At 35.7% G+C, this 26,829-nt stretch carries 11 protein-coding genes; 10 read left to right on the top strand and 1 reads right to left on the bottom strand.

Annotated elements, in window-relative coordinates; all coding sequences use genetic code 11:
• The first annotated feature begins 691 nt into the window (after positions 1-691).
• The 10 genes from rpmH (at position 692) to MT340_RS12410 (ending at position 8,854) form a co-directional block, all read left to right on the top strand.
• Positions 692-829 carry a 50S ribosomal protein L34 gene (gene rpmH, locus MT340_RS12455; protein ID WP_000240855.1) on the top strand — a complete coding sequence of 46 codons (138 nt, stop codon included), beginning with the start codon at positions 692-694 and terminating at the stop codon, positions 827-829.
• A 298-nt stretch (positions 830-1,127) separates the two neighbouring features.
• Complete coding sequence (rnpA, locus tag MT340_RS12450; protein ID WP_243590201.1) at positions 1,128-1,472, top strand: ribonuclease P protein component; 345 nt, start codon at positions 1,128-1,130, stop codon at positions 1,470-1,472.
• Positions 1,473-1,619: 147 nt separating this feature from the next.
• Positions 1,620-2,999 (top strand): tRNA uridine-5-carboxymethylaminomethyl(34) synthesis GTPase MnmE, encoded by a 1,380-nt coding sequence (gene mnmE, locus MT340_RS12445; RefSeq protein ID WP_243590200.1) that lies wholly within the window; start codon positions 1,620-1,622, stop codon positions 2,997-2,999.
• An 85-nt stretch (positions 3,000-3,084) separates the two neighbouring features.
• Entirely contained in the window at positions 3,085-4,962 is a 1,878-nt protein-coding gene (gene mnmG, locus MT340_RS12440; RefSeq protein WP_243603931.1) for a tRNA uridine-5-carboxymethylaminomethyl(34) synthesis enzyme MnmG, read from the top strand.
• A complete protein-coding gene (rsmG, locus tag MT340_RS12435) occupies positions 4,962-5,684 on the top strand; it encodes a 16S rRNA (guanine(527)-N(7))-methyltransferase RsmG (RefSeq protein WP_243590199.1) in 723 nt (240 codons plus the stop codon). The genes mnmG and rsmG overlap by 1 nt, the downstream gene beginning before the upstream one ends.
• Positions 5,685-5,729: 45 nt before the next feature.
• Positions 5,730-6,569, top strand: a complete 840-nt coding sequence (noc, locus tag MT340_RS12430) for a nucleoid occlusion protein (RefSeq protein WP_243590198.1) — start codon at positions 5,730-5,732, stop codon at positions 6,567-6,569.
• Between the two features lie 205 nt (positions 6,570-6,774).
• Positions 6,775-7,137, top strand: a complete 363-nt coding sequence (locus MT340_RS12425) for a DUF3147 family protein (protein WP_243590197.1) — start codon at positions 6,775-6,777, stop codon at positions 7,135-7,137.
• Positions 7,138-7,155: 18 nt separating this feature from the next.
• Positions 7,156-7,554: a DUF3147 family protein gene (locus MT340_RS12420; RefSeq protein ID WP_243603930.1), complete on the top strand. Its 399-nt coding sequence runs from the start codon at positions 7,156-7,158 to the stop codon at positions 7,552-7,554.
• On the top strand, positions 7,517-8,056 hold the full coding sequence (locus MT340_RS12415; RefSeq protein WP_243590196.1) for a TetR/AcrR family transcriptional regulator C-terminal ligand-binding domain-containing protein: 540 nt from the start codon (positions 7,517-7,519) through the stop codon (positions 8,054-8,056). Before MT340_RS12420 ends, MT340_RS12415 begins: the two co-directional genes overlap by 38 nt.
• 225 nt (positions 8,057-8,281) lie before the next feature.
• Complete coding sequence (locus tag MT340_RS12410; protein ID WP_243590195.1) at positions 8,282-8,854, top strand: helix-turn-helix transcriptional regulator; 573 nt, start codon at positions 8,282-8,284, stop codon at positions 8,852-8,854.
• Between the two features lie 58 nt (positions 8,855-8,912).
• Here MT340_RS12410 and MT340_RS12405 read toward each other — a convergent pair whose 3' ends face one another.
• A complete protein-coding gene (locus MT340_RS12405) occupies positions 8,913-26,735 on the bottom strand; it encodes a Spy0128 family protein (protein WP_243603929.1) in 17,823 nt (5,940 codons plus the stop codon).
• Positions 26,736-26,829 lie beyond the last annotated feature (94 nt).

Here is a 26,829-nt window from a genome sequence, read left to right as displayed (position 1 = left end):
ATATAAACTCCATCTTTCTATAAATTTAAGACTTATACACAGAAATTAGAATAAGTGGATAAAAATAATCACAGCATGTTAATAATTATCCACAAGTTAATAACAATTTGGGGATAACTTTAGGAATGCTATGATTTATTCACACTAATTATGTATATAAAATCTATAAATAAATCCTGTAAAAATAATGAGTTAGACGACTTATCCACACAATTATACTTTTTAACTAGGATAGATGTCAAACGGCTGTGAATATGTTGTTAAATTCGGTATAAAGTTGTGAATATTAGCTTGATTATCCACAGAATTTTCAATATTATATGTGAATAAGTGGATAAAAAAGGACGCTATATTTAAGATATTAAAAATGTACTACAATAGTTTTGGGAAATAATTTATAAACGTGTATTAAAAATGAATAAAATCATCTTACTGATCAAAAACTTAAAATGTATAAATATTAATATTGAAAGAAACGCAAATTTTCATAAAAAATTGTAGCTTGAGTTTAAATGCTGCTTGCTTTATAAATGGTAATTTGTTATATTGTAGTAGTTGCTTGAATTATGACTAGATAAAATTTAATTAAATCAAGAATTCTGATATCAGAAAGTATAATTTATCTATTAAAATAATCAGGTTCATTCAGATTAATAATGAACTGGATAATAAGTAGATGGAGGTGTTTTGCATGGTAAAACGTACTTATCAACCAAATAAACGTAAACATAGTAAAGTTCATGGTTTCAGAAAACGCATGAGCACTAAAAATGGCCGTAAAGTTTTAGCGCGTCGTCGTCGTAAAGGCCGTAAAGTTTTATCAGCATAAGATCACTGACTTCTCAGTGGTCTTTTTTTTCGTTTGAAAGGTGATTACAGACGAAAAAGAATTTACTGATAGAAAAATTTCAGGTTTGAAGACTGAAAGAAACCCTTAGCAATCGAGGAGTTGAAATGCATAACGACGGGATTTTTAAAGGAACTCCTGAGCTAAAGCTCATGTGTAAGTACCACTAACTTCTAAAGAAGAAGTGGTGCTTTAAGGCATGCATGAGACGACGATAAGTGAAAGGGTTTGTCTGCAGTCTGGTAAAAAGTAGAGAATAAAATAAGCGAGTGATGTAAACGTGGAGAAGGCGTATCGTATTAAAAAGAATACTGATTTCCAAACTATTTATAAAAGAGGGAAGTCGGTAGCAAACAGACAGTTTGTAGTTTACACCTATAATAGTAATAAAGAACATTTTCGCTTAGGAATTAGCGTATCTAAAAAATTAGGTAATGCCGTAACAAGAAATAAAATTAAAAGAGCTATTAGAGAAAATTTTAAAGTACACAAGCAAGATATCATTGCTCGCGATATTATTGTAATCGCAAGACAACCTGCGAAAGATATGTCGACATTAGAAATACAAGGTAGCTTAGAGCACGTATTAAAAATTGCGAAAGTATTTAATAAGAAAATAAAATAAATGGCGAATATAAGACGTACTTCAGTCTAACCTCAGACAAACCGTAGACTTACCTGTGCGCTATAAATCAAGATATTCGCATTTTCAAAAGAAACAAATTACAATGTTATAATGAAATTTTACTTGAATAAGGAGGCGAGGATAATCATGGATTTTGATACGATAACTAGTATTTCAACGCCAATGGGTGAAGGTGCTATTGGTATTGTCCGTTTATCTGGACCGCAAGCAGTCGAAATTGGAGATAAACTATATAAAGGAAAGAAAAAGTTAGAAGATGTAGAATCACATACGATTAATTATGGACATATTATTGATCCTGAATCGAATGAAGTTGTAGAAGAGGTAATGATTTCTGTATTACGCGCACCAAGAACCTTTACACGTGAAGATATTATTGAAATCAACTGCCATGGTGGGATTTTAACGATTAATCGTATTTTAGAACTTACAATGACGCATGGCGCTAGAATGGCCGAACCAGGTGAATATACAAAGCGTGCTTTCCTTAATGGCCGTATTGATTTATCTCAAGCTGAAGCCGTCATGGATTTCATTCGTTCTAAAACTGATCGCGCTTCAAAAGTTGCGATGAATCAAATCGAAGGTCGTTTAAGTGATTTAATTAAACGCCAACGTCAATCTATTTTAGAAATTCTCGCACAAGTAGAAGTGAATATCGATTATCCAGAATATGACGATGTTGAAGATGCGACGACGGAATTCTTATTAGAACAGTCTAAGAAAATAAAAAATGAAATTAACCTTCTATTAGAAACTGGTACACAAGGTAAAATCATGCGAGAAGGTCTTTCAACAGTGATTGTAGGTAAACCAAACGTAGGTAAATCTTCAATGTTAAATAACCTTATTCAAGATAATAAAGCCATTGTAACGGAAGTCGCAGGTACGACACGCGATGTCTTAGAAGAATACGTGAATGTACGTGGCGTGCCACTAAGATTAGTAGATACGGCAGGTATTCGTGATACTGAGGATATTGTTGAGAAAATCGGCGTAGAACGTTCACGAAAAGCCTTAAGTGAAGCAGACTTAATCCTGTTCGTGCTTAATAATAACGAGCCATTAACGCAAGAAGATCGTACATTATATGAAGTGATTAAAAATGAAGATGCGATTGTCATTGTTAATAAAACCGATTTAGAACAAAAATTAGATATTGCTGAAGTTAAAGAAATGATTGGAGATATGCCACTTATTCAAACATCTATGTTGAAACAAGAAGGTATCGATGAATTAGAAATTCAAATTAGAGATTTATTCTTTGGTGGAGAAGTTCAAAACCAAGATATGACGTATGTTTCTAATTCAAGACATATTTCTTTATTAAAACAAGCGAGACATGCGATTCAAGATGCTATTGATGCTGCTGAAGCAGGTATCCCGATGGACATGGTTCAAATCGATTTAACACGTACTTGGGAATTACTAGGTGAAATTATTGGTGAATCTGCAAGTGATGAATTAATCGATCAATTATTTAGTCAATTCTGTTTAGGTAAGTAGTTAATTATAAATATTAAAAAATGAGACGGTAGGGTGTCTTAATTTCCATAAATAAAAGTAGGAAGATATGAAGGAGGTCAATAAAGTGGCTCAAGAATATGATGTAATCGTTATTGGAGCGGGTCATGCTGGGATTGAAGCAGGATTAGCTTCAGCAAGACGTGGCGCTAAAACACTAATGCTAACAATTAACTTAGATAATATCGCCTTTATGCCTTGTAACCCTTCAGTAGGGGGGCCAGCTAAAGGAATTGTAGTTCGTGAGATTGACGCGTTGGGTGGCCAAATGGCAAAAGCGATTGATAAAACGCACATTCAAATGCGTATGTTAAATACTGGGAAAGGCCCAGCGGTACGTGCGTTAAGAGCGCAAGCAGATAAAGTGTTATATCAACAAGAAATGAAACGCGTAATTGAAGATGAAGAGAATTTAGATATCATGCAAGGTATGGTAGATGAATTAATTATCGAAGATGACGAAGTTAAAGGTGTGCGTACGAATATTGGAACAGAATATCGTGCGCAAGCGGTTGTCATTACGACAGGCACGTTCTTACGTGGTGAAATTATCTTAGGTAATATGAAATATTCAAGTGGACCTAACCATCAGCTTCCTTCAATTACTTTAGCTGATAACTTAAAAGAACTTGGCTTTGAAGTCGTGCGCTTTAAAACGGGTACACCACCACGCGTAAATTCTAAAACAATTGATTATTCTAAAACTGAAATTCAACCTGGTGATGATGTAGGCCGTGCATTTAGCTTTGAAACAACAGAATACATTTTAGATCAACTTCCATGTTGGTTAACGTATACAAATGATAAAACGCATAAAGTCATCGATGATAATTTACATTTATCAGCTATGTACTCAGGAATGATTAAAGGTACTGGTCCACGTTACTGTCCATCAATTGAAGATAAATTTGTCCGTTTCAACGATAAACCTAGACACCAACTTTTCCTAGAGCCTGAAGGTCGCAATACGAACGAAGTGTACGTGCAAGGATTATCAACAAGTCTTCCGGAACATGTGCAACGCGAAATGTTAGCAACGATTCCTGGTCTTGAAAAGGCGGACATGATGCGTGCAGGTTATGCCATTGAATATGACGCAATCGTGCCAACACAATTATGGCCAACATTAGAAACTAAAAAGATTAAAAACTTATATACTGCAGGTCAAATCAATGGTACATCAGGCTATGAAGAAGCGGCAGGTCAAGGTATCATGGCAGGCATTAACGCTGCAGGTAAAGTTTTAGGCACAGGAGAAAAAATCTTAAGTCGTTCAGATGCATATATCGGTGTGTTAATCGACGACTTAGTGACAAAAGGTACGAACGAACCTTATCGTTTATTAACGTCTCGTGCTGAATATCGTTTATTACTTCGTCATGACAATGCGGACTTGCGTTTAACAGATGTAGGTCATGAATTAGGTATGATTTCAGAAGAACGTTATGCGCGTTTTAACGAAAAACGTCAACAAATTGAAGACGAGATCGAACGTTTAACAAATATCCGTATTAAACCTAATGAGCATACACAATCTGTGATTGAAGCAAATGGTGGTTCACGTCTTAAAGACGGTATCTTAGCTATCGATTTATTACGTCGTCCTGAAATGAGCTATGATACAATCTTAGAAATCTTAGAAGAAGAGCACAAATTACCTGAAGCGGTTGAAGAACAAGTTGAAATTCAAACGAAATATGAAGGTTATATCAATAAATCATTACAACAAGTTGAAAAAGTAAAACGTATGGAAGAGAAAAAAATTCCAGAAGACTTAGATTACAGCAAAGTGGATAGTTTAGCGACTGAAGCGCGTGAGAAATTAGCTGAAGTAAAACCATTGAATATTGCGCAAGCCTCACGTATTTCAGGCGTAAATCCAGCAGATATCTCAATCTTACTTGTCTATTTAGAACAAGGTAAATTGCAAAGGGTGAAAAGTTAATGAGTGGCGTAGAATGGCTAGCTAAAGAATTAAGTGAACATGGAATTGAGTTATCAGATAAACAGAAAGAACAATTCGAAACGTACTATAAGTTACTTGTTGAATGGAATGAAAAAATGAATTTAACAAGTATTACGGATGAACATGAAGTTTATCTTAAACATTTCTATGATTCTATTACACCAAGCTTTTATTATGACTTTAATCAACCACTTACCATCTGTGATGTAGGCGCAGGTGCTGGATTCCCAAGTATTCCATTGAAAATTGTTTATCCAGAATTAAAAGTAACGATTGTCGATTCTTTAAATAAACGTATTCAATTCTTAAATCATTTAGCAGCTGAGCTTGGATTGACGCAAGTAAGCTTTGTTCACGATCGTGCTGAAACGTTCGGTAAAGGCGTGAATCGTGAAACTTACGACGTCGTAACTGCACGTGCCGTAGCAAGATTAACTGTGCTGAGTGAATTATGTTTACCTCTTGTGAAAAAAGGGGGCCACTTCATCGCATTGAAGTCTTCAAAAGGAGAAGAAGAGTTAGAGGAAGCGCATTATGGGATTGGTATTTTAGGCGGTGTCTTCAGTGATTCTTATACATTCGACTTACCAGAAGATGCTGGAGAAAGACAGATGATTATTATTGATAAACGTCGTCAAACGTCTAAGAAATATCCTAGAAAGCCCGGTACGCCTAATAAATCTCCTTTATTAGAAAATTAATCAAAAAGACATGATAAAATTAATTTTAAGAGGAGTGAATGGATAATGAAAAAACCTTTTTCAAAATTATTTGGTTTAAAAAATAAAGAGGACATCGTTGGCTACATTGAAGAAGACCGTAATTCAAGCGTTGAATCCATTCAAATAGAGCGTATCGTTCCTAACCGTTATCAACCTAGACAAGTCTTTGATGCGAGCAAAATTGAAGAATTGGCAGAATCGATTGACGAACATGGGCTATTACAACCGATTGTAGTACGACCAATTGAAGAAGACATGTACGAAATTATAGCTGGTGAACGTCGTTTTAGAGCATTACAATCACTGCATAAAGCTCAAGCAGACGTCATTATTCGTCATATGAATGATGAAGAAACAGCAGTGGTCGCGTTGATTGAGAACATTCAACGTGAAAACTTATCTGCTGTAGAAGAAGCGGAAGCTTATAAAAAGTTGCTTGAAATTGGTGAAACAACACAAAGTGAACTCGCTAAAAGTCTAGGTAAAAGTCAAAGCTTTATTGCGAATAAGTTAAGATTACTTAAATTAGCACCCAAAGTGATTACACGTTTACGAGAAGGTAAGATTTCAGAGCGTCATGCCCGAGCTGTACTATCTCTTGAATATGAAGAACAAGAAAAGCTGATTGAACAAGTGATAAGCCAAAAATTAAACGTTAAACAAACAGAAGCTCGTGTAAAACAAAAAATTGGACCTGAAAAAGTGAAAGCTCAGAACTTCCAATTTGAGAAAGATTTAACACAAGCCCGAGATGAAGTTGGCAAAAGTATACAGGCTATCGAATCATCAGGTATACGCGTAGAACAACGTGATAAAGACCATGATGATTATTACGAAATAAAAATTAAAATATATAAAAAGTAAAGTTGACCTCCTTTCACGCTAAATTTAGCAAATATGAAAGGAGGATTTTTTTATGAAAAAATTGGTTTGAAATTATAAGTTGTACAGTTGAAATAATTTGAAAATTAGTGATACTTTATTCGATATTTACATCTGAGTAATTTCGTCTTACAATATTATTAAACGAAACGTTTCGTTTAATAATTGGTGAAGAAGGGTTTTCAAAGTGTTCGGGATATCAATTTCAAGTGCTATACTTCATTTTGTCATTGGTGGCTTAGCAGTTGCCTTTGCCTCTATTATGGCAGAAAAGGTTGGAGGTAAAATGGGAGGCATTATCGCCACTATGCCTGCAGTCTACCTCGCAGCCTTGATTGCCTTAGCTATAGACCATCGTGGCGATAAACTTGTTCAAATGTCTATTCATTTAAGTTCTGGTGCCGTTATTGGCATTGTTTCATGTATTATTACTGTCTTTTTAACGTCTCTCTATATTAGTAAAAGAGATTATAAAAAAGGAACGATTTTTGCATTAATTTGCTGGATCGTTATTTCAATTTCTATCTTTGCAGTTAGACATATTTCGTAATAGTTGGAGGCATTTTCAGTGAAATTGACATTAATTAAATTTCTTGTTGGCGGTATTGCTGTCACATTAAGCTACATTATTTCCGTTATTTTACCTTGGAAAGAACTGGGAGGCGTGTTTGCTACTTTACCCGCAGTCTTTCTAGTTTCATTATTTATCACAGGCATGCAACATGGCGATGTCATTGCGAAACACGTGAGTAGGGGCGCTGTTTTTGGAATGACTGGCGTATTATTTAGTATATTAGCAACTTGGGCAATGTTATACTATACAAACCAATGGTTATTAAGCATTATCGTAGGCTTTATCGTATGGTTTGTGAGTGCAGTTATTATATTTGAATTAGTAGAATTTATTGCGCATTTAAGAAGGGGAAAACATGGCTGGAAGACCAAAAGATCCGACAATCAATCATAAAATATTTAATGAAATAGATAAATTGTTAAAAACGACACACTTTAGAGAGATTACAATTGATCAACTTGCAGAGAACACAGGTATATCTAAAGCTACAATATATCGTCGTTGGAAAGATAAATCATCTATTATTGTAGATATGTTTGTTAGCAGAACACAGATTTTTGAAAATAAATACCAAGATTTGTATAGTGATTTATATCAATTTTTAATCAAAATTATGGAAGTATATAAAACTAATTTAGGACGTGCAGTCATTGAAATATTGATTAGTAATCAACAAAGTGAAGCACGTGAACTCTTTATGAAAGGTTACTTCGAAAGTAATCGAAAGAGTTTAAAGGCTATTGTAGCTAGACATATTGATGAAGAAGATCAGGATATATTTATCGATCTTATTTTCTCACCAATCTATTTTAATATTTTGATTAAACCTAATGTACTAGATGAAGATTATATCGAGAGAATGTTAAAAATTGTATTAAAAGCATTTGATAAGTGATACAAGAATGAAGCTTATTCTTGTATCTTTTTTTATGTTGTGTCAGTCTTACGGTTGTCTAAAAACATTGATATTACAGTATGTAAAAGCATTTTGACAACAAAAAAAGTGACTTTGTCTAAAAGGTTTGATAGCTTTTTAAGAGAAGTAGCGTTTCTATAAAGTTAGCATTATTGCTAACTACAAATTAAAACAAGATCACTTACTTGTAAGGAGCTAATAATAATGGAAATCGGTCAACAAATTAAAAAGTATCGAGAAAGATTTGGATACTCTCAGGAATATTTAGCAGAAAAATTATATGTTTCTAGACAAACGATATCCAATTGGGAAACGGAGAAGAGTTATCCAGATATACATAATTTGATGATGATGTGTACATTATTTGATGTCTCTTTAGATGATCTTGTTAAAGGAGACGTGAAAAACATGAACTTGGAAAAGATTAAAAAAGAAATGGATTTTTGGGCGTGGATGATGATTATTTTTATGGGATTAGGAGCTATTTTTTTCGGTCCATTAATGTATTTTTTCAGAATTTGGGGTTATGTCATAATTCTCATCATTTTATCTATAGGCGTGTATAGTTCTATAAGAATAGATAAAATTAAATATAAAAATGATATAGATAATTATGATAGAATAGTGGCATTTATGAATGGTAAAGATCCAAGTGAGGTTAAAACGACTAAAAAACGTGATTTAGTAACGAGTATTTTGTCATTTGTTTTTGTTGTTGGATTATTCATAATTATTGCGAGTTTAAGTGTTTGGGTAACATATACATTTTTACCTTAATTGAAAAAAGACCTAAGAAGAGCAAAGTCTTCTTAGGTCTTTTGGTAGTTAAAGGAGATTATTTATCTTCTTTTTTTCTTCTTCTACCGAATAATAAGATGCTACCTAAACCTGCAAACATTGTAGCTAATAATGGTGCGTTAGTGTTAGTTTCTTCGCTACCAGTTTTAGGAAGATGTTTTGGTTTATTAGGTTGTTCAGGTGTTGGTGGCACGTGATGTGTCGGTGGTACACCTGGTTTTTCCGGTGGATTGCCTGGCGGAGTCACTGGTGGTTTCTCCGGTGTTTTAGGCGGGTTATGTGGCGGATGAACCGGTGGTTTACCTGGTTTACGTGGTGGACAATATGGTGGTTTGTCAGGTTTTGGTGGTACTGGTGGTTTAACTTTATTGTTAAACTCAGTATCATTTAATCCGACTGCTTTACCACCTGTACTGATGTAACTTACAGTTGCTTGTAAATCACCAGTTGTTGGATTTTCAGTCACTACCACAGTTGCCACAATTGACATTGTATCGTAATCGACGTTTTGTTCTGTTCCCACTTTTTCAGTGATTAGGTAAGAGTAAGTTCCTACTTTATTGAATTTAATTGGTAAGAAGTTCACTTTACCATTAGCATCGTTTGTTGCTAATTGAACTGGGTGATCAGGGTTATTTAAGTCAGTTAAGATGAATGTGTAATCTCCACCTTTAAGTTGACCACCTTCAAGTTTCTTAGTCACTTTGAATTCAAAGTTAGCCGGTACTGGTTTCACTTTGTTGACACGTTTTTCTGATGGTTTTGGTGGTGGTACTTCGTTTCCACCTTTAACTGGATTGTAGAATTGAACTGATTGGTTCGCAACGTTAGTGATGTCTTTATTAGCTTTGGCATCGCCTTTAATTACGCCGACAATGTCAAATTTGTAGTAACGGCCAAATGGAATTTGTTCGTTATCTAATACGTGATCTTTCACTAAGCTTTCTTTAGATGTAGCAGTGATAACACCATTTTCGTTAGTGATATCGAATAAGTATGTTACATCTTTTCCAGTGATACCATCGTAAGCTTTAATGCTTTGTACTGCTACGCTTGATTCATCGTAATCATCTGTAATACCTAATTTATTAATTTTATTAGCAGCAGTTAATTGAGTAGTGTCTAACCATACTTGATATACGATTTTATCTCCACGATTAAGTGCTTTAGTATTAATATTTTCAGGTTCATTGTTACTTGATTGATCAGCGTATGGGTTGTTATTAGTGTCAGCGTATTTATTAGCTAATTCGCTGTCATCATCTAATAATTTATGACCTGTTACATCGAATTTTTCTACTGATAAATCGAATTTTTCAGGTTGGAATACAGGAGTTGGTGGAACTGGTGGTTTAACAGTGTTGTTAAATTCAGTATCATTAGCTCCTAAAGATTTACCACCTGTGCTTACGTATTTAACAGCCGCTTTTAGATTACCTGTTGCTTCATCTTTAGTTACATTTACGTTAACTACGATGTTCATTGCATCATAATCAACATTTACATCTGTACCTAATTTTTCAGTAACAAGGTAAGAATGAGTGCCGACTTCTTTGTATTTCATAGTTGAGAATTTCACAATACCATTTGCGTCGTTTGTTACTTCTTGAACGACTTGGTTAGGATTATCTAAATCAGTTAAGACGAATGTGAAGTCTCCACCTTTAAGTTGGCCGCCTTCAAGTTTCTTAGTCACTTTAAGCTCGATATCTGCTGGTGCAGGTTTCACTTTGTTCACACGTTTTTCAGTTGGCGGTGGAGGTGGTACTTCATTTCCACCTTTAACTGGGTTGAAGTATTGAACAGATTGGTTCGCAATGTTAGTGAAATCTCTTCCTGCGACTGCGTCAGCTTTCACTGTACCAACGATATCAAATTTGTAGTAACGTCCGAACGGCATTTGTTCATTGTCGATGACATGATCTTTCACTAAGCTTTCTTTAGATGTAGCTGTGATTACACCATTATTATTAACGATATCGAATAAATGTGATACATCTTGATCTGTTACACCATCGTAAGCTTTGATACTTTGTACGTCTACACTTGTTTCATCGTAGTCATCAGTGATACCTAATTTGTTGATTTTATTTTCAGCAGTTAATTTCGTAGTATCTAACCATACTTGGTAAACGATTTTATCTCCACGATTTAATTCTTTCGTATTGATGTTTTCAGGTTCATTGTTATTAGATTTGTCAGCGTAAGGATCTTTATTAGTATCAGCGTATTTATTAGCTAATTCACTATCGTCATCTAATAATTTATGACCAGTTAAATCGAATTTTTCTACTGATAAATCAAATTTTTCAGGTTGATATACAGGAGTTGGTGGCACTGGTGGTTTAACAGTGTTGTTAAACTCAGTATCATTAGCTCCTAAAGATTTACCACCTGTACTTACATACTTCACATTTGTTTTTAAGTTGCCAGTAGCTTCATCTTTAGTTACATCCACATTTACAACGATTGATATAGTATCGTAATCAACGTTTTGGTCTGTACCAACTTTTTCAGTAACAAGATAAGAATGAGTGCCGACTTCTTTATATTTAATTGGTAAGAATTTAACATTACCGTTTGCATCATTTGTAGCTTGTTGTACTGGTTGATCAGGGTTAGCTAAATCAGTTAAGACGAATGTGAAGTCTCCGCCTTTAAGTTGTCCACCTTCAAGACGTTTCGTTACTTTAAGTTCAATATTTGCTGGTTCAGGTTTCACTTTGTTGACACGTTTTTCTGATGGTGGTGGAGGTGGTACCTCATTGCCACCTTTAACTGGATTGAAGAATTGTGCAGATTGGTTTGCAACGTTTGTAATATCTTTTCCAGCAACTGCGTCAGCTTTTACTTTACCAACGATATCAAATTTGTAGTAACGACCGAATGGCATTTGATTATTATCAATCACATGATCAGTTACTAAGCTGTCTTTAGTAGTAGCTGTGATGACACCATTGTTGTTAACGATGTTGAATAGATGCGTTACATCTTGTCCAGTTACACCATCATAAGCTTTGATGTCAGAAACTTCTACGCTTGTTTCATCATAATCATCAGTGATACCTAATTGATTGATTTTGTTTTCAGCAGTTAATTTCGTAGTATCTAACCATACTTGATAAACAATTGTATCGCCACGACTTAATTCTTTCGTATTAATATTTTCAGGTTCGTTGTTATTAGATTGATCTGCATAAGGATTGTTATTCGTATCTGCATATTTATTAGCTAATTCGCTATCATCATCTAATAATTTATTACCTGTTAAGTCGAATTTCGGCACTGATAAATCGAATTTTTCAGGTTGGAAGTGTGGTGGAACTGGTGGTTTAACAGTGTTGTTAAACTCAGTATCATTTGCACCAATAGATTTACCGCCTGTACTGATGTATCTTACAGCAGTTTGTAAGTTACCAGTAGTTGGATTTTTAGTAACATCAACATTTACTACAATAGACATTGTGTCATAATCAACGTTCGTATCTGTGCCAACTTTTTCAGTTACAAGGTAACTATATGTGCCAACTTCTTTATATTTGATTGGTGAGAATTTCACATTACCGTTTGCGTCGTTAGTCACTTCTTGAACAGGTTGATCAGGGTTAGCTAAGTTTGCTAATACGAATGTGTAATCTCCGCCTTTAAGTTGGCCACCTTCAAGGCGTTTAGTTACTTTAAGTTCGATATTTGCTGGTGTAGGTGTAACTTTGTTCACACGTTTTTCAGATGGTTTTGGTGGTGGAACTTCATTGCCACCTTTAACCGGGTTGAAGTATTGAACAGATTGGTTCGCAATGTTAGTAAAGTCTTTTCCAGCCACTGCGTCAGCTTTTACTGTACCAACGATATCAAATTTGTAGTAACGACCGAATGGCATTTGATTATTATCGATGACATGATCTTTCACTAAGCTGTCTTTAGTAGTAGCTGTAATCACACCATTAGTGTTAACGATGTCGAATAAGTGTGTTACATCTTGACCTGTTACGCCATCGTAAGCTTTAATGTCACTTACTTCAACGTTTGTTTCATCATAGTCATCAGTAATGCCAAGTTTATTAATCTTATTCGCTTCAGTTAGTTTCGTAGTATCTAACCAAACTTGGTAGACGATCGCATCTCCACGATTTAATTCTTTCGTGTTAATGTTTTCAGGCTCATTATTATTAGCTTGATCTGCATAAGGATTGTTATTCGTGTCTGCGTATTTATTTGCTAATTCGCTATCATCGTCTAATAATTTGTTACCTGATAAATCGAATTTCGGTACTGATAAATCGAATTTTTCAGGTTGGAATTCAGGTGTTGGCGGAGGTGTGATAGTATTGTTGAACTCAGTATCATTCGCTCCGATTGATTTACCACCTGTACTTACGTACTTAACTTCAGTTTTAAGGTTGCCAGTAACTTCATCTTTAGTTACGTCCACATTTACAACGATTGACATTGTATCGTAATCAACGTTTTGTTCTGTGCCTACTTTTTCAGTTACAAGGTAAGAGTGTTTACCTACTTCATTATATTTAATTGGTAAGAATTTAACATTACCATTCGCATCATTTGTAGCTTGTTGTACAGGTTGTTCAGGGTTAGCTAAATCAGTTAATACGAATGTGAAGTCTCCACCTTTAAGTTGGCCACCTTCAAGACGTTTCGTTACTTTAAGTTCGATATTCGCTGGTTCAGGTTTCACTTTGTTGACACGTTTTTCAGTTGGTGGTGGAGGTGGTACCTCGTTGCCACCTTTAACTGGATTGAAGAATTGTGCAGATTGGTTCGCAACGTTTGTAATATCTTTTCCAGCCACTGCGTCAGCTTTGATTTTACCAACAATATCAAATTTGTAGTAACGTCCGAATGGCATTTGTTCATTATCAATCACGTGATCTTTTACTAAACTTGCTTTAGTAGTAGCTGTGATGACGCCATTGTTATTAACGATATCGAATAGATGAGTCACGTCTTGACCTGTTACGCCATCATACGCTTTGATTTCAGATACATCTACACTTGCTTCATCATAATCATCAGTAATACCTAATTGATTGATTTTATTTTCAGCAGTTAATTTAGTTGTATCTAACCATACTTGATAAACGATCGCATCTCCACGACTTAATTCTTTCGTGTTAATGTTTTCAGGTTCGTTGTTATTTGATTGATCAGCGTAAGGATTACTATTAGTATCTGTGTATTTATTCGCTAATTCGCTATCATCGTCTAATAATTTGTTACCTGTTAAATCGAATTTCGGTACTGATAAATCGAATTTTTCAGGTTGGAAGTGTGGTGGTGTTGGTGGTTTAACAGTGTTATTAAATTCAGTATCGTTTGCACCAATAGATTTACCACCTGTGCTTACGTATTTAACTTCAGTTTTAAGATTACCAGTAGTGGCGTCTTTAGTTACATCAACGTTTACTACAACAGACATTGTGTCATAATCAACGCTTGTATCTGGACCCACTTTTTCAGTAACAAGATAAGAATGCTTACCTACTTCTTTATATTTCATAGTTGAGAATTTCACAACGCCGTTGGCGTCATTTGTTACTTCTTGAACGACTTGATCAGGGTTTGCCAAATCAGTTAAGACGAATGTGAAGTCTCCGCCTTTAAGTTGGCCACCTTCAAGTTTCTTAGTCACTTTAAGCTCGATGTCAGCTGGTGCAGGTGTAACTTTGTTGACACGTTTTTCTGATGGTTTTGGTGGTGGAACTTCGTTACCACCTTTAACCGGGTTGAAGTATTGAACAGATTGGTTCGCAATGTTAGTGAAATCTTTTCCAGCCACTGCGTCAGCTTTCACTGTACCAACGATATCGAATTTATAGTAACGACCGAATGGCATTTGGCTATTATCGATAACGTGATCTTTGATTAAGCTGTCTTTTGAAGTAGCTGTGATCACACCATTTTCATTCGTAATGTCGAATAAGTGTGTTACATCTTGTCCAGTTACGCCATCATAAGCTTTGATGTCAGATACATCTACGCTTGATTCATCGTAATCATCAGTAATACCAACTTTATTAATTTTGTTTGCTTCAGTTAATTTCGTAGTATCTAACCATACTTGGTAAACGATCGCATCTCCACGATTTAATTCTTTCGTGTTAATGTTTTCAGGTTCGTTGTTATTTGATTGATCAGCGTAAGGATTACTATTAGTATCTGTGTATTTATTCGCTAATTCGCTATCATCATCTAATAATTTGTTACCTGTTACGTCGAATTTCGGCACTGATAAATCGAATTTTTCAGGTTGGAACTCAGGTGTTGGTGGTGTAGGCGGGATAACAGTGTTATTAAACTCAGTATCATTCGCTCCGATTGATTTACCACCTGTACTTACGTATTTAACATTTGTTTTTAAGTTGCCAGTAACTTCATCTTTAGTTACATCAACGTTAACTACGATTGACATAGTATCGTAATCCATATTAGCGTCTGTACCAACTTTTTCAGTAACAAGGTAAGAATGTTTACCTACCTCTTTGTATTTCATAGTTGAGAATTTCACAACGCCGTTGGCGTCATTTGTTACTTCTTGAACGACTTGATCAGGGTTTGCCAAATCAGTTAAGACGAATGTGAAGTCTCCGCCTTTAAGTTGGCCACCTTCAAGTTTCTTAGTCACTTTAAGCTCGATGTCAGCTGGTGCAGGTGTAACTTTGTTGACACGTTTTTCTGATGGTTTTGGTGGTGGAACTTCGTTGCCACCTTTAACTGGATTGAAGTATTGAACAGATTGGTTCGCAATGTTAGTGAAATCTTTTCCAGCCACTGCGTCAGCTTTCACTGTACCAACGATATCGAATTTATAGTAACGACCGAATGGCATTTGTTCATTATCAATCACGTGATCTTTTACTAAACTTGCTTTAGTAGTAGCTGTGATCACACCATTTTCATTCGTAATGTCGAATAAGTGTGTTACATCTTGTCCAGTTACGCCATCATAAGCTTTGATTTCAGATACATCTACGCTTGATTCATCGTAATCATCAGTAATACCAAGTTTATTGATCTTATTCGCTTCAGTTAATTTCGTAGTATCTAACCACACTTGGTAAACGATCGCATCTCCACGATTTAATTCTTTCGTGTTAATGTTTTCAGGTTCATTATTATTAGCTTGATCTGCGTAAGGATTACTATTAGTGTCAGCGTATTTATTCGCTAATTCGCTATCATCATCTAATAACTTGTTACCTGTTACGTCGAATTTCGGTACTGATAAATCGAATTTTTCAGGTTGGAACTCAGGTGTTGGTGGTACTACTGGTGGTGGAGGAGTCAACGTATTGTTGAACTCAGTATCATTTGAACCAATAGACTTACCACCTGTGCTGACGTATTTAACTTCAGTTTTAAGATTACCAGTAACTTCATCTTTAGTTACATCAACGTTAACTACGATTGACATAGTATCGTAATCCATATTAGCGTCTGTACCAACTTTTTCAGTAACAAGGTAAGAGTGTTTACCTACTTCTTTATATTTCATAGTTGAGAATTTCACAACGCCGTTGGCGTCATTTGTCACTTCTTGAACGACTTGATCAGGGTTAGCTAAGTCAGTTAAGACGAATGTGAAGTCTCCACCTTTAAGTTGGCCACCTTCAAGTTTCTTAGTCACTCTAAGTTCGATGTCAGCTGGTGCAGGTTTCACTTTGTTGACACGTTTTTCAGATGGTTTTGGTGGTGGAACTTCGTTGCCGCCTTTAACCGGATTGAAGTATTGAACAGATTGGTTCGCAATGTTAGTGAAATCTTTTCCAGCGACTGCATCAGCTTTTACTGTACCAACGATATCAAATTTGTAGTAACGTCCAAATGGCATTTGATTATTATCAATCACATGGTCAGTTACTAAGCTGTCTTTAGTAGTAGCTGTGATGACACCATTATTATTAACGATATCGAATAAATGAGTGACATCTTGACCTGTTACGCCATCGTAAGCTTTGATTTCAGACACATCTACGCTTGCTTCATCGTAATCATCAGTAATGCCAAGTTTATTAATCTTATTCGCTTCAGTTAATTTCGTAGTATCTAACCATACTTGATAAACGATCGCATCTCCACGATTTAATTCTTTCGTGTTAATGTTTTCAGGTTCATTATTATTAGCTTGATCTGCGTAAGGGTTGGCAGATGTGTCAGCGTATTTATTCGCTAATTCGCTATCATCATCTAATAACTTGTTACCTGTTACGTCGAATTTCGGTACTGATAAATCGAATTTTTCAGGTTGGAACTCAGGTGTTGGTGGTACTACTGGTGGTGGAGGAGTTAACGTATTGTTGAACTCAGTATCATTTGAACCAATAGGCTTACCGCCTGTGCTGACGTATTTAACTTCAGTTTTAAGATTACCAGTAACTTCATCTTTAGTTACATCAACGTTAACTACGATTGACATAGTATCGTAATCCATATTAGCGTCTGTACCAACTTTTTCAGTAACAAGGTAAGAATGCTTACCTACTTCTTTGTATTTCATAGTTGAGAATTTCACAACGCCGTTGGCGTCATTTGTTACTTCTTGAACGACTTGATCTGGATTTGCCAAATCAGTTAAGACGAATGTGAAGTCTCCACCTTTAAGTTGGCCACCTTCAAGTTTCTTAGTTACTTTAAGTTCGATGTCAGCTGGTGCAGGTTTCACTTTGTTCACACGTTTTTCAGATGGTTTTGGCGGTGGTACTTCATTGCCACCTTTAACCGGGTTGAAGTATTGAACAGATTGGTTCGCAATGTTAGTGAAATCTTTTCCAGCCACAGCGTCCGCTTTTACTGTACCAACGATATCAAATTTGTAGTAACGTCCGAATGGCATTTGATTATTATCAATCACATGGTCAGTTACTAAACTGTCTTTAGTAGTAGCAGTGATCACACCGTTTTCATTCGTAATATCGAATAAGTGAGTCACGTCTTGTCCAGTTACGCCATCATACGCTTTAATGTCACTTACTTGAACATTCGCTTCATCGTAGTCATCAGTGATACCTAATTTGTTGATTTTATTCGCTTCAGTTAATTTCGTAGTATCTAACCATACTTGATAAACGATCGCATCTCCACGATTTAATTCTTTCGTGTTGATGTTTTCAGGTTCGTTGTTATTAGATTGATCTGCGTAAGGATTACTATTAGTGTCAGCGTATTTATTCGCTAATTCGCTATCATCATCTAATAACTTGTTACCTGTTACGTCGAATTTCGGTACTGATAAATCGAATTTTTCAGGTTGGAACTCAGGTGTTGGTGGTACTACTGGTGGTGGAGGAGTTAACGTATTGTTGAACTCAGTATCATTTGAACCAATAGACTTACCGCCTGTGCTGACGTATTTAACTTCAGTTTTAAGATTACCAGTAACTTCATCTTTAGTTACATCAACGTTAACTACGATTGACATAGTATCGTAATCCATATTAGCGTCTGTACCAACTTTTTCAGTAACAAGGTAAGAATGCTTACCTACTTCTTTGTATTTCATAGTTGAGAATTTCACAACGCCGTTGGCGTCATTTGTTACTTCTTGAACGACTTGATCTGGATTTGCCAAATCAGTTAAGACGAATGTGAAGTCTCCACCTTTAAGTTGGCCACCTTCAAGTTTCTTAGTTACTTTAAGTTCGATGTCAGCTGGTGCAGGTTTCACTTTGTTCACACGTTTTTCAGATGGTTTTGGCGGTGGTACTTCATTGCCACCTTTAACCGGGTTGAAGTATTGAACAGATTGGTTCGCAATGTTAGTGAAATCTTTTCCAGCCACAGCGTCAGCTTTTACTGTACCAACGATATCAAATTTGTAGTAACGTCCGAATGGCATTTGACTATTATCAATTACATGGTCAGTTACTAAACTGTCTTTAGTAGTAGCTGTGATCACACCATTATTATTCGTAATATCGAATAAGTGAGTCACGTCTTGACCTGTTACGCCATCATACGCTTTAATGTCACTTACTTGAACATTCGCTTCATCGTAATCATCAGTGATACCTAATTTGTTGATTTTATTCGCTTCAGTTAATTTCGTAGTATCTAACCATACTTGATAAACGATCGCATCTCCACGATTTAATTCTTTCGTGTTGATGTTTTCAGGTTCGTTGTTATTAGATTGATCTGCGTAAGGATTACTATTAGTGTCAGCGTATTTATTCGCTAATTCGCTATCATCATCTAATAACTTGTTACCTGTCACGTCGAATTTTGGCACTGATAAATCGAATTTTTCAGGTTGGAACTCAGGTGTTGGTGGTACTACTGGTGGTGGAGGAGTTAACGTATTGTTGAACTCAGTATCGTTTGCACCAATAGATTTACCGCCTGTGCTGACGTATTTAACTTCAGTTTTAAGATTACCTGTAGCTGCGTCTTTAGTTACATCTACATTAACTACGATTGACATAGTATCGTAATCCATATTAGCCTCTGTACCAACTTTTTCAGTAACAAGGTAAGAGTGTTTACCTACTTCTTTATATTTAATTGGTAAGAATTTCACGTTACCATTGGCATCGTTTGTCGCTTGTTGTACTGGTTGATCAGGGTTAGCTAAATCAGTTAAGACGAATGTGAAGTCCCCACCTTTAAGTTGGCCACCTTCAAGACGTTTTGTTACTTTAAGCTCGATATTCGCTGGTTCAGGTGTAACTTTGTTGACACGTTTTTCTGATGGTTTTGGTGGTGGAACTTCGTTTCCGCCTTTTGTAGGGTTAAAGAATTGAACAGATTGGTTCGCAACGTTCGTAATATCTTTACCTGCTACAGCATCAGCTTTCACTGTACCAACAATATCAAATTTGTAGTAACGTCCAAATGGCATTTGGCTATTATCGATAACGTGATCTTTGATTAAGCTATCTTTTGAAGTAGCTGTGATGACACCATTATTATTCGTAATATCGAATAAGTGTGTTACATCTTGTCCAGTTACGCCATCATAAGCTTTGATTTCAGATACATCTACGCTTGTTTCATCGTAATCATCTGTAATACCTACTTTATTGATTTTGTTTGCTTCAGTTAATTTTGTAGTATCTAACCATACTTGGTAAACGATCGCATCTCCACGAGTTAATTCTTTCGTATTGATGTTTTCAGGTTCGTTGTTATTTGATTGATCTGCATAAGGATTACTATTAGTGTCAGCATATTTATTCGCTAATTCACTATCATCATCTAATAACTTGTTACCTGTTAAATCGAATTTCGGTACTGATAAATCGAATTTTTCAGGTTGGAACTCAGGTGTTGGTGGTGTAGGCGGGATAACCGTGTTATTAAACTCAGTATCATTAGGGCCGATAGATTTACCACCAGTACTGATGTATTTCACAGCAGTTTCAAGATTTCCAGTAGTTGGGTTTTCAGTCACATCAACGTTAACTAGGATAGACATTTTATCGTAATCAACATTAGCGTTTGTACCAACTTTTTCAGTTACAAGATAAGAATGCTTACCTACTTCTTTATATTTAATAGGTGTGAATTTAACATTACCTTCCGCATCATTAGTAACTTCTTGAAGTGGTTGGTCAGGATTAGTTACATCTGTTAATACAAATGTGTAATCGCCACCTTGAAGTTGACCGCCTTCAAGTTTTTTGGTTACTTTAAGCTCGATGTTCGCTGGTTCAGATTTAACTTTATTCACACGTTTTTGTGAAGGTTTTGGAGGTGGTACTTCATTTCCACCTTTAACTGGGTTAAAGAACTGAACAGATTGATTTGCGACGTTTGTAAAGTCTTTATTAGCTTTAGCATCAGCTTTCACTGTACCAACAATATCAAATTTGTAGTAACGACCGAATGGCATTTGATCATTATCGATAATATGATCTTTAATTAAGCTGTCTTTAGACGTTGCTGTAATTACGCCATTTACATTCGTAATATCGAATAAGTTTGTTACGTCTTGGCCAGTTACACCATCGTAAGCTTTAATGTCACTTACATTGACGCTTGCTTCATCGTAATCATCAGTAATACCTAATTTATTAATATTATTCGCACTAGTTAAGTGAGTTGTATCTAACCATACTTGGTAAACGATTTTATCTCCACGAGTTAATTCTTTCGTGTTAATGTTTTCAGCTTCGTTATTATTTGATTGGTCAGCATAAGGGTTGTTATTTGTATCCACATATTTATTCGCTAATTCGCTATCATCATCTAATAACTTGTTACCTGTTAAATCGAATTTTTCAACTGATAAGTCGAATTTTTCAGGTTGGAACACAGGTGTTGGTGGTACCGGTGGAATAACTTTATTGTTAAATTCAGTATCGTTTGCACCAATAGATTTACCGCCTGTACTTACGTATTGTACGTTCGCCTGAAGATTACCAGTAGCTGGATCTTTATCAACTTTAACAATGACGTTTACAGACATTTTATCGTAATCGACATTTGTTTCAGCGCCAACTTTTTCAGTGATTACATAGTTATAAGTACCTGATTGGTTATATTTAATTGCTTTAAAGTTAACATTACCGTCTAAGTCATTTGTAGCTTCTTGTACAGGTTGACCAGGGTTAGCTAAGTCAATTAAATCGAATGTGTAATCATTACCTTTAAGTTGACCGCCTTCAAGACGTTTCGTTACTTTAAGTTGAATGTTTGCAGGTTCAGATTTAACTTTGTTAACACGTTTTTCTGATGGTTTAGGTGGTGGTGTTTCATTATTACCTTTAGCAGGGTTAAAGAATTGAACAGATTGATTTGCGACGTTCGTAATATCTTTATCTGCTATAGCATCAGCTTTGATTGAACCTACAATATCAAATTTATAATAGCGACCAAATGGAATTTGTTCGTTATCTAATACGTGATCTTTGATTAGGCTTTCTTTAGATGTAGCTGTAATTACACCGTTTTCATTCGTAATATTGAATAAGTGCGTTACATCTTGACCAGTTACGCTATCGTAAGCTTTGATGTCACTTACATCCACGCTTGTTTCATCGTAGTCGTCAGTGATACCCACTTTACTGATTTTGTTTTCTGCACTTAAGTGAGTTGTATCTAACCATACTTGATAAACAATTTTATCGCCACGAGTTAATGTTTTAGTATTAATATTTTCAGGTTCATTATTATTTGATTGGTCAGCATAAGGGTTAGCATTTGTATCAGCATATTTATTCGCTAATTCGCTATCATCATCTAATAATTTATTACCTGTAATATCAAATTTTTCCGCTGATAAATCGAATTTTTCAGGTTGGAACACTGGTGTTGGCGGTGTTGGTGGTACAAATGTATTGTTGAATTCAGTATCTGCTGGTGCTACAGAAGTTGCTGTAAGTACATGTAAATCTTTAGTAACATTTACTGTTACAGTTGCTTTCATAGCATCGCTTGTTACACCTACTTCAGTGCTTGGTACTTCTTCTACTGTATAAGTGAATGACTTACCGGCATCCGCATTTGTATAAGTAGGGCGTTTACCATTCACAAATGTGAAATTGATTTTACCTTGAGCATTGTTCGTACCTGTCGCAATAACGTCGCCATTCGCATCTTTCATATTGAAGTGGAATTCTTGGTCTTTTAAGTCACGTCCAGTTAAAGCTTTAGTAAACTCAACATCAAAATTCAATTCTTTAGGTGCTACATAGAAGTTGTTAAATTCAGTATCATCTGGAGGTAATACGACAACGTCGTAGTTACCAGTAGTTGAATTTTTAGAAACATTCACTGTTACAGTTGCTTCCATTGGATCATAATCAATGTTTGTATCAGTGCCTACAACTTCTTTAACTTTGTAAGTATGCGTACCCTCTTTATTGTATGAAAGTTCAGCGAATGAAACTTTGCCACCTTTATTCGTCACGGTTTGAAGTACTTGGCCATTCTCAGAAAGTGTGAATTGGAATTCACCATCAGTTAATGCTTTACCAGTTAAAGCTTTAGTGAATTCAATTTTCGCTTTTGCTGCCGTTGGGTTGTAAATATTGTTGAATTCAGTATCACTAGGTGCCACAGAAGTAACAGTTAAGACATGTAAGTCTTTCGTTACATTAACAGTAACTTTGGCTTTCATAGGATCACTAATCATACCTTGTTCGTCACTAGGCACTTCTTCTACTGTGTAAATGAATGATTTACCAGCATCTGCATTTGTGAAAGTAGGGCGTTTGCCATTCACAAATGTGAAATTGATTCTACCTTGCGCATTGTTCGTACCTGTCGCAATAACGTCGCCATTGGCATCTTTCATATCGAAGTGGAATTCTTGGTCTTTTAAGTTACGACCGGCTAAGGCTTTTGTGAATTGAACATCAAAGTTTAATTCTTTAGGTGCAACGTAATAGTTGTTGAATTCTTTATCAGCTGAGAGTGTGAGTTCAGCTGTTAATAAACCTGTAGAAGGAACTTGATGAACGTTGACCACTGCAGTAGCTACCATTGAATCATAATCAATATTTTTATCAGAACCAGCTACTTCTTTGATTGTATACGTATGCATACCGACTGCGTCATACGTAATATCGTCGAATACTACTTTACCGCCTTTATTCGTCACGGTTTGAAGTACACGGCCATTCTCAGAAATAGTAAATTGGAATTCACCATCAGTTAAATTTTTACCTGTTAACGTTTTAGTAAATTCAATTTTTGCTCTTGCTGCTGGTGGAGTAAAGACATTGTTAAATTCTTTATCAGCAGGTGCCACAGAAGTAACAGTTAAGACATGTAAACCTTGATCTTCTGATTTTGCAACATTAACAGTAACCTTAGCTTTCATTGGGTCACTAGTAATGTGTGGTAAATTACTAGGCACTTCTTCCACAGTATAGTTAAATGTCTTACCAGCATCAGCATTTGTATAAGTTGGACGTTTGCCATTGACAAATTCGAAATTAATTATACCTTGCGCATTGTTCGTACCCGTCGCAATGACTTCGCCTTTATCATTCTTCATGTTGAAGTGGAACTCACCGGCATTTAAAGAACGACCAGCTAAGGCTTTTGTAAATTGAACATCAAAATTCAATTGTTTTGGTGTCACATAGTAGTTATTGAACTCTGTGTCATCAGGCATTTCGACTAAAGTATCTAATGTATGTGTAAGAGGACTTTCAAAGACACTTACCTTAACAGTGGCTTCCATAGGATCGTAATCGTAATTAGCGTCTGTACCTCTTACTTCTTTAATAGTATAAGTATGGCTTCCTTCACTATCATAAGAAAGCTCTTCAAATGTAACTTTACCGTTTTTATTAGTAACAGTTTGAAGTACTTCATCATTTTCAGAAAGTGTAAATTGGAATGCACCATCAGTTAATTTTTTACCTGCTAATACTTTAGTGAATTCAATTTTTGCTTTGGCTGGAGCTGGTGTATAAACGTTATTGAATTCAGTATCATGAGGTGCCACAGAAGTGACTGTAAGTACGTGAAGATTTTGGTCTTGGCTCTTAGTCACATTTACTGTTACAGTCGCTTTCATAGGGTCATAAGTAAGTCCACTTTCACTGCCAGGAACCTCTTCAACAGTGTAAGTAAACGTTTTCCCAGCATCAGTATTTGTATAAGTTGGGCGTTTGCCATCAATAAATTCGAAGTTAATTTGACCTTCGGCATTGTTTGTACCTGTCGCAATCACTTCACCCTTAGAATTCTTCATGTTAAAGTGGAACTCTCCGTCATTTAACGGACGTCCTACTAATTCTTTTGTGAAGTGTACATCGAAGTTCATTTGTTTAGGCGCAACAAAATAGTTAGTGAATGCTTGGTTATTATCATTGTCAGAAGCATACGCATAACTTACTTTTGATTTTAAGACGCCATTTTCTTCTGTTACTTTAACAGTTGCTGTTACTGTTAAAGGTTCAGCATCATAATTAGAACTTAAGTTTGTTTTATTTTCAGTGATTGTGTACGTATAAGTACCTGGTTTTGTGAACGCAATTTTATCAAATGTAACTGTACCATTCGCATCATTTGTTTTTGATTGCGATGCAGTTGGGATTGCTGGTGAATTAGGACCAGCTGCGATATTAAAAGTAAATTGTCCGTTGGTTAAAGACCCACCAGGTAAAGAAGCATTACCTTTAACTACTTTTTTCGCAGTTAATGTTACTTCAACAGGTTCGATTTTAGTGTAATAGTAAACAACTGGGCGTGCTTTAGTTAATAAGTTTTGTAAACGGAAGTTACTTCCTCGTCCTACTTCTACGCCATTGACTGATTGTTTAGGTGCAAAGACGTTACCTACAGCCCCTTCACCTGCACTAGATGGTTGAATAAGGAAAGGGTGTGAATAACCAGGAATAAGAATTTGTTTTCCTAAGTCATTCATATTTTTTTCGCCAGGTTTTAACGTTGCTTCATATACTTTTACATAGTTTTTAGTATCAATACCTGTATTTTTCGCTGATTCAGACATATGGTCAGCCGATAAAGTCCAAAGTTCAACACGAGTTGTACCATCTTCACCAACGATTTCTTTAATACGTTTTACACCACCGTTATTGGTTTCAGCATCTACGTATCTTAAACCTACTTGATAAGGACGTGTAATCGGACCAGTCATATTATCAGGGTCAGCTACTTGATATAAATGATAGCCTTCAAATTGACGTACGTTTGACGCAGTATAAGTTTGACCATCCATACCTTTAATTGTGTAATGAGCTAATTCTCTTTCTCTATTATTTGCTACATAAGTTTGAGCGTTAACATCAGTTTTATTTGCTTGATACGTAGGGTTGTTTTTATCTACTACACGATAATATGCAGTTTCAGGAACAATTTTAGGAATATAGTATTGCGGATCCGTAATAGTTGTTCCTTCATTTGCTTGGTTAAACACGTCATAGATTTGCATTCCACTACGTTCATCTTCTAAGCTACCTTGCTCATCTATCGCAAATCGCGCTCTGATTGTTGAAAGCGTGTTTTTGAATGAATCTAACGTTTGTAAAAACGTAAAGTTAATATGACCATATTTAGCTTTTTTAGGATCATGTGCAGCGACGGCTCTCGCTAAAGTAGTTTCACCCATTGATATCGTTCCAGGTGAGTTAATGCGTTTAGTTTCTACTACAGAATTTGTATCACCATCTATTAATTCAATTGTTACATTATCAGAATCATCGTATGGTTTTGATAAACGGTAATAATATTTTGTATGATACGCCGCGTTAAAGTTTTTCAAATCAGTAATCGCAAATGTATATTTAGTAGGATCTGGGTTCTTTTCAAATCTTACACCTGGAGTAGGGACTGTGTTTGAATCCTTAGGTTTAGGAGTTACTACATCTCTACTCTTAACCGTTGCACCATTTGCATTATCCATGCTTGGTGTTGCTTTAGTAGTTGTATCTGTTAATACACCTTCTGATGAAAGCGGAGCAGTTGCCGAACGGCGTGAGCGTTTATGGACTGTAGGTTGCTCTGTTGTATCAGAAGCGGCTGTAACTGTGTTTGTTTCAGTTTTAGCAGCAGAATCAGTTGCAACTTCTCTATCTTCAACTTTAGTTGGTGAAGTAGGCGCAACTTCAGCTTTGGCTGAGTCATCAGATACTGCTTTAGCTTCAGTACTTGATGCTTCGGATGTTGGTGTTTCTTTAACCACTGTATTCTCTTTATTTGTAGTTTCAGGTTGAGATATCTCGTTCGTATTGGCTTGAGTTACTGGGGCTGTAGCGTCAGGGTTTGCTGAGCTATTCGCCGTTGTTGAATTCTTGTTGTTAGCGTTCAATTCGCTGGCATGCGCAACGTCTTGAACACCCAAAATTAGAAACGTCCCTAATAAGACCGAACCCGTTCCAATCGTGAACTTTCTTATTGAGAATTTCTGTTGCAATCGTTGTTTCAAATCTTGATGTCCTCCAGTATTAAATTATAATCTAGGCCTATAGTTATATTATAATTTAAACAATGTAAAAAACAATGATAAATTAAAGTAATTA

This window comes from Staphylococcus sp. NRL 16/872, assembly GCF_022815905.2.
Classification (GTDB): Bacteria; Bacillota; Bacilli; order Staphylococcales; family Staphylococcaceae; genus Staphylococcus.
This window is presented reverse-complemented; position numbering and strand designations above follow the sequence as displayed.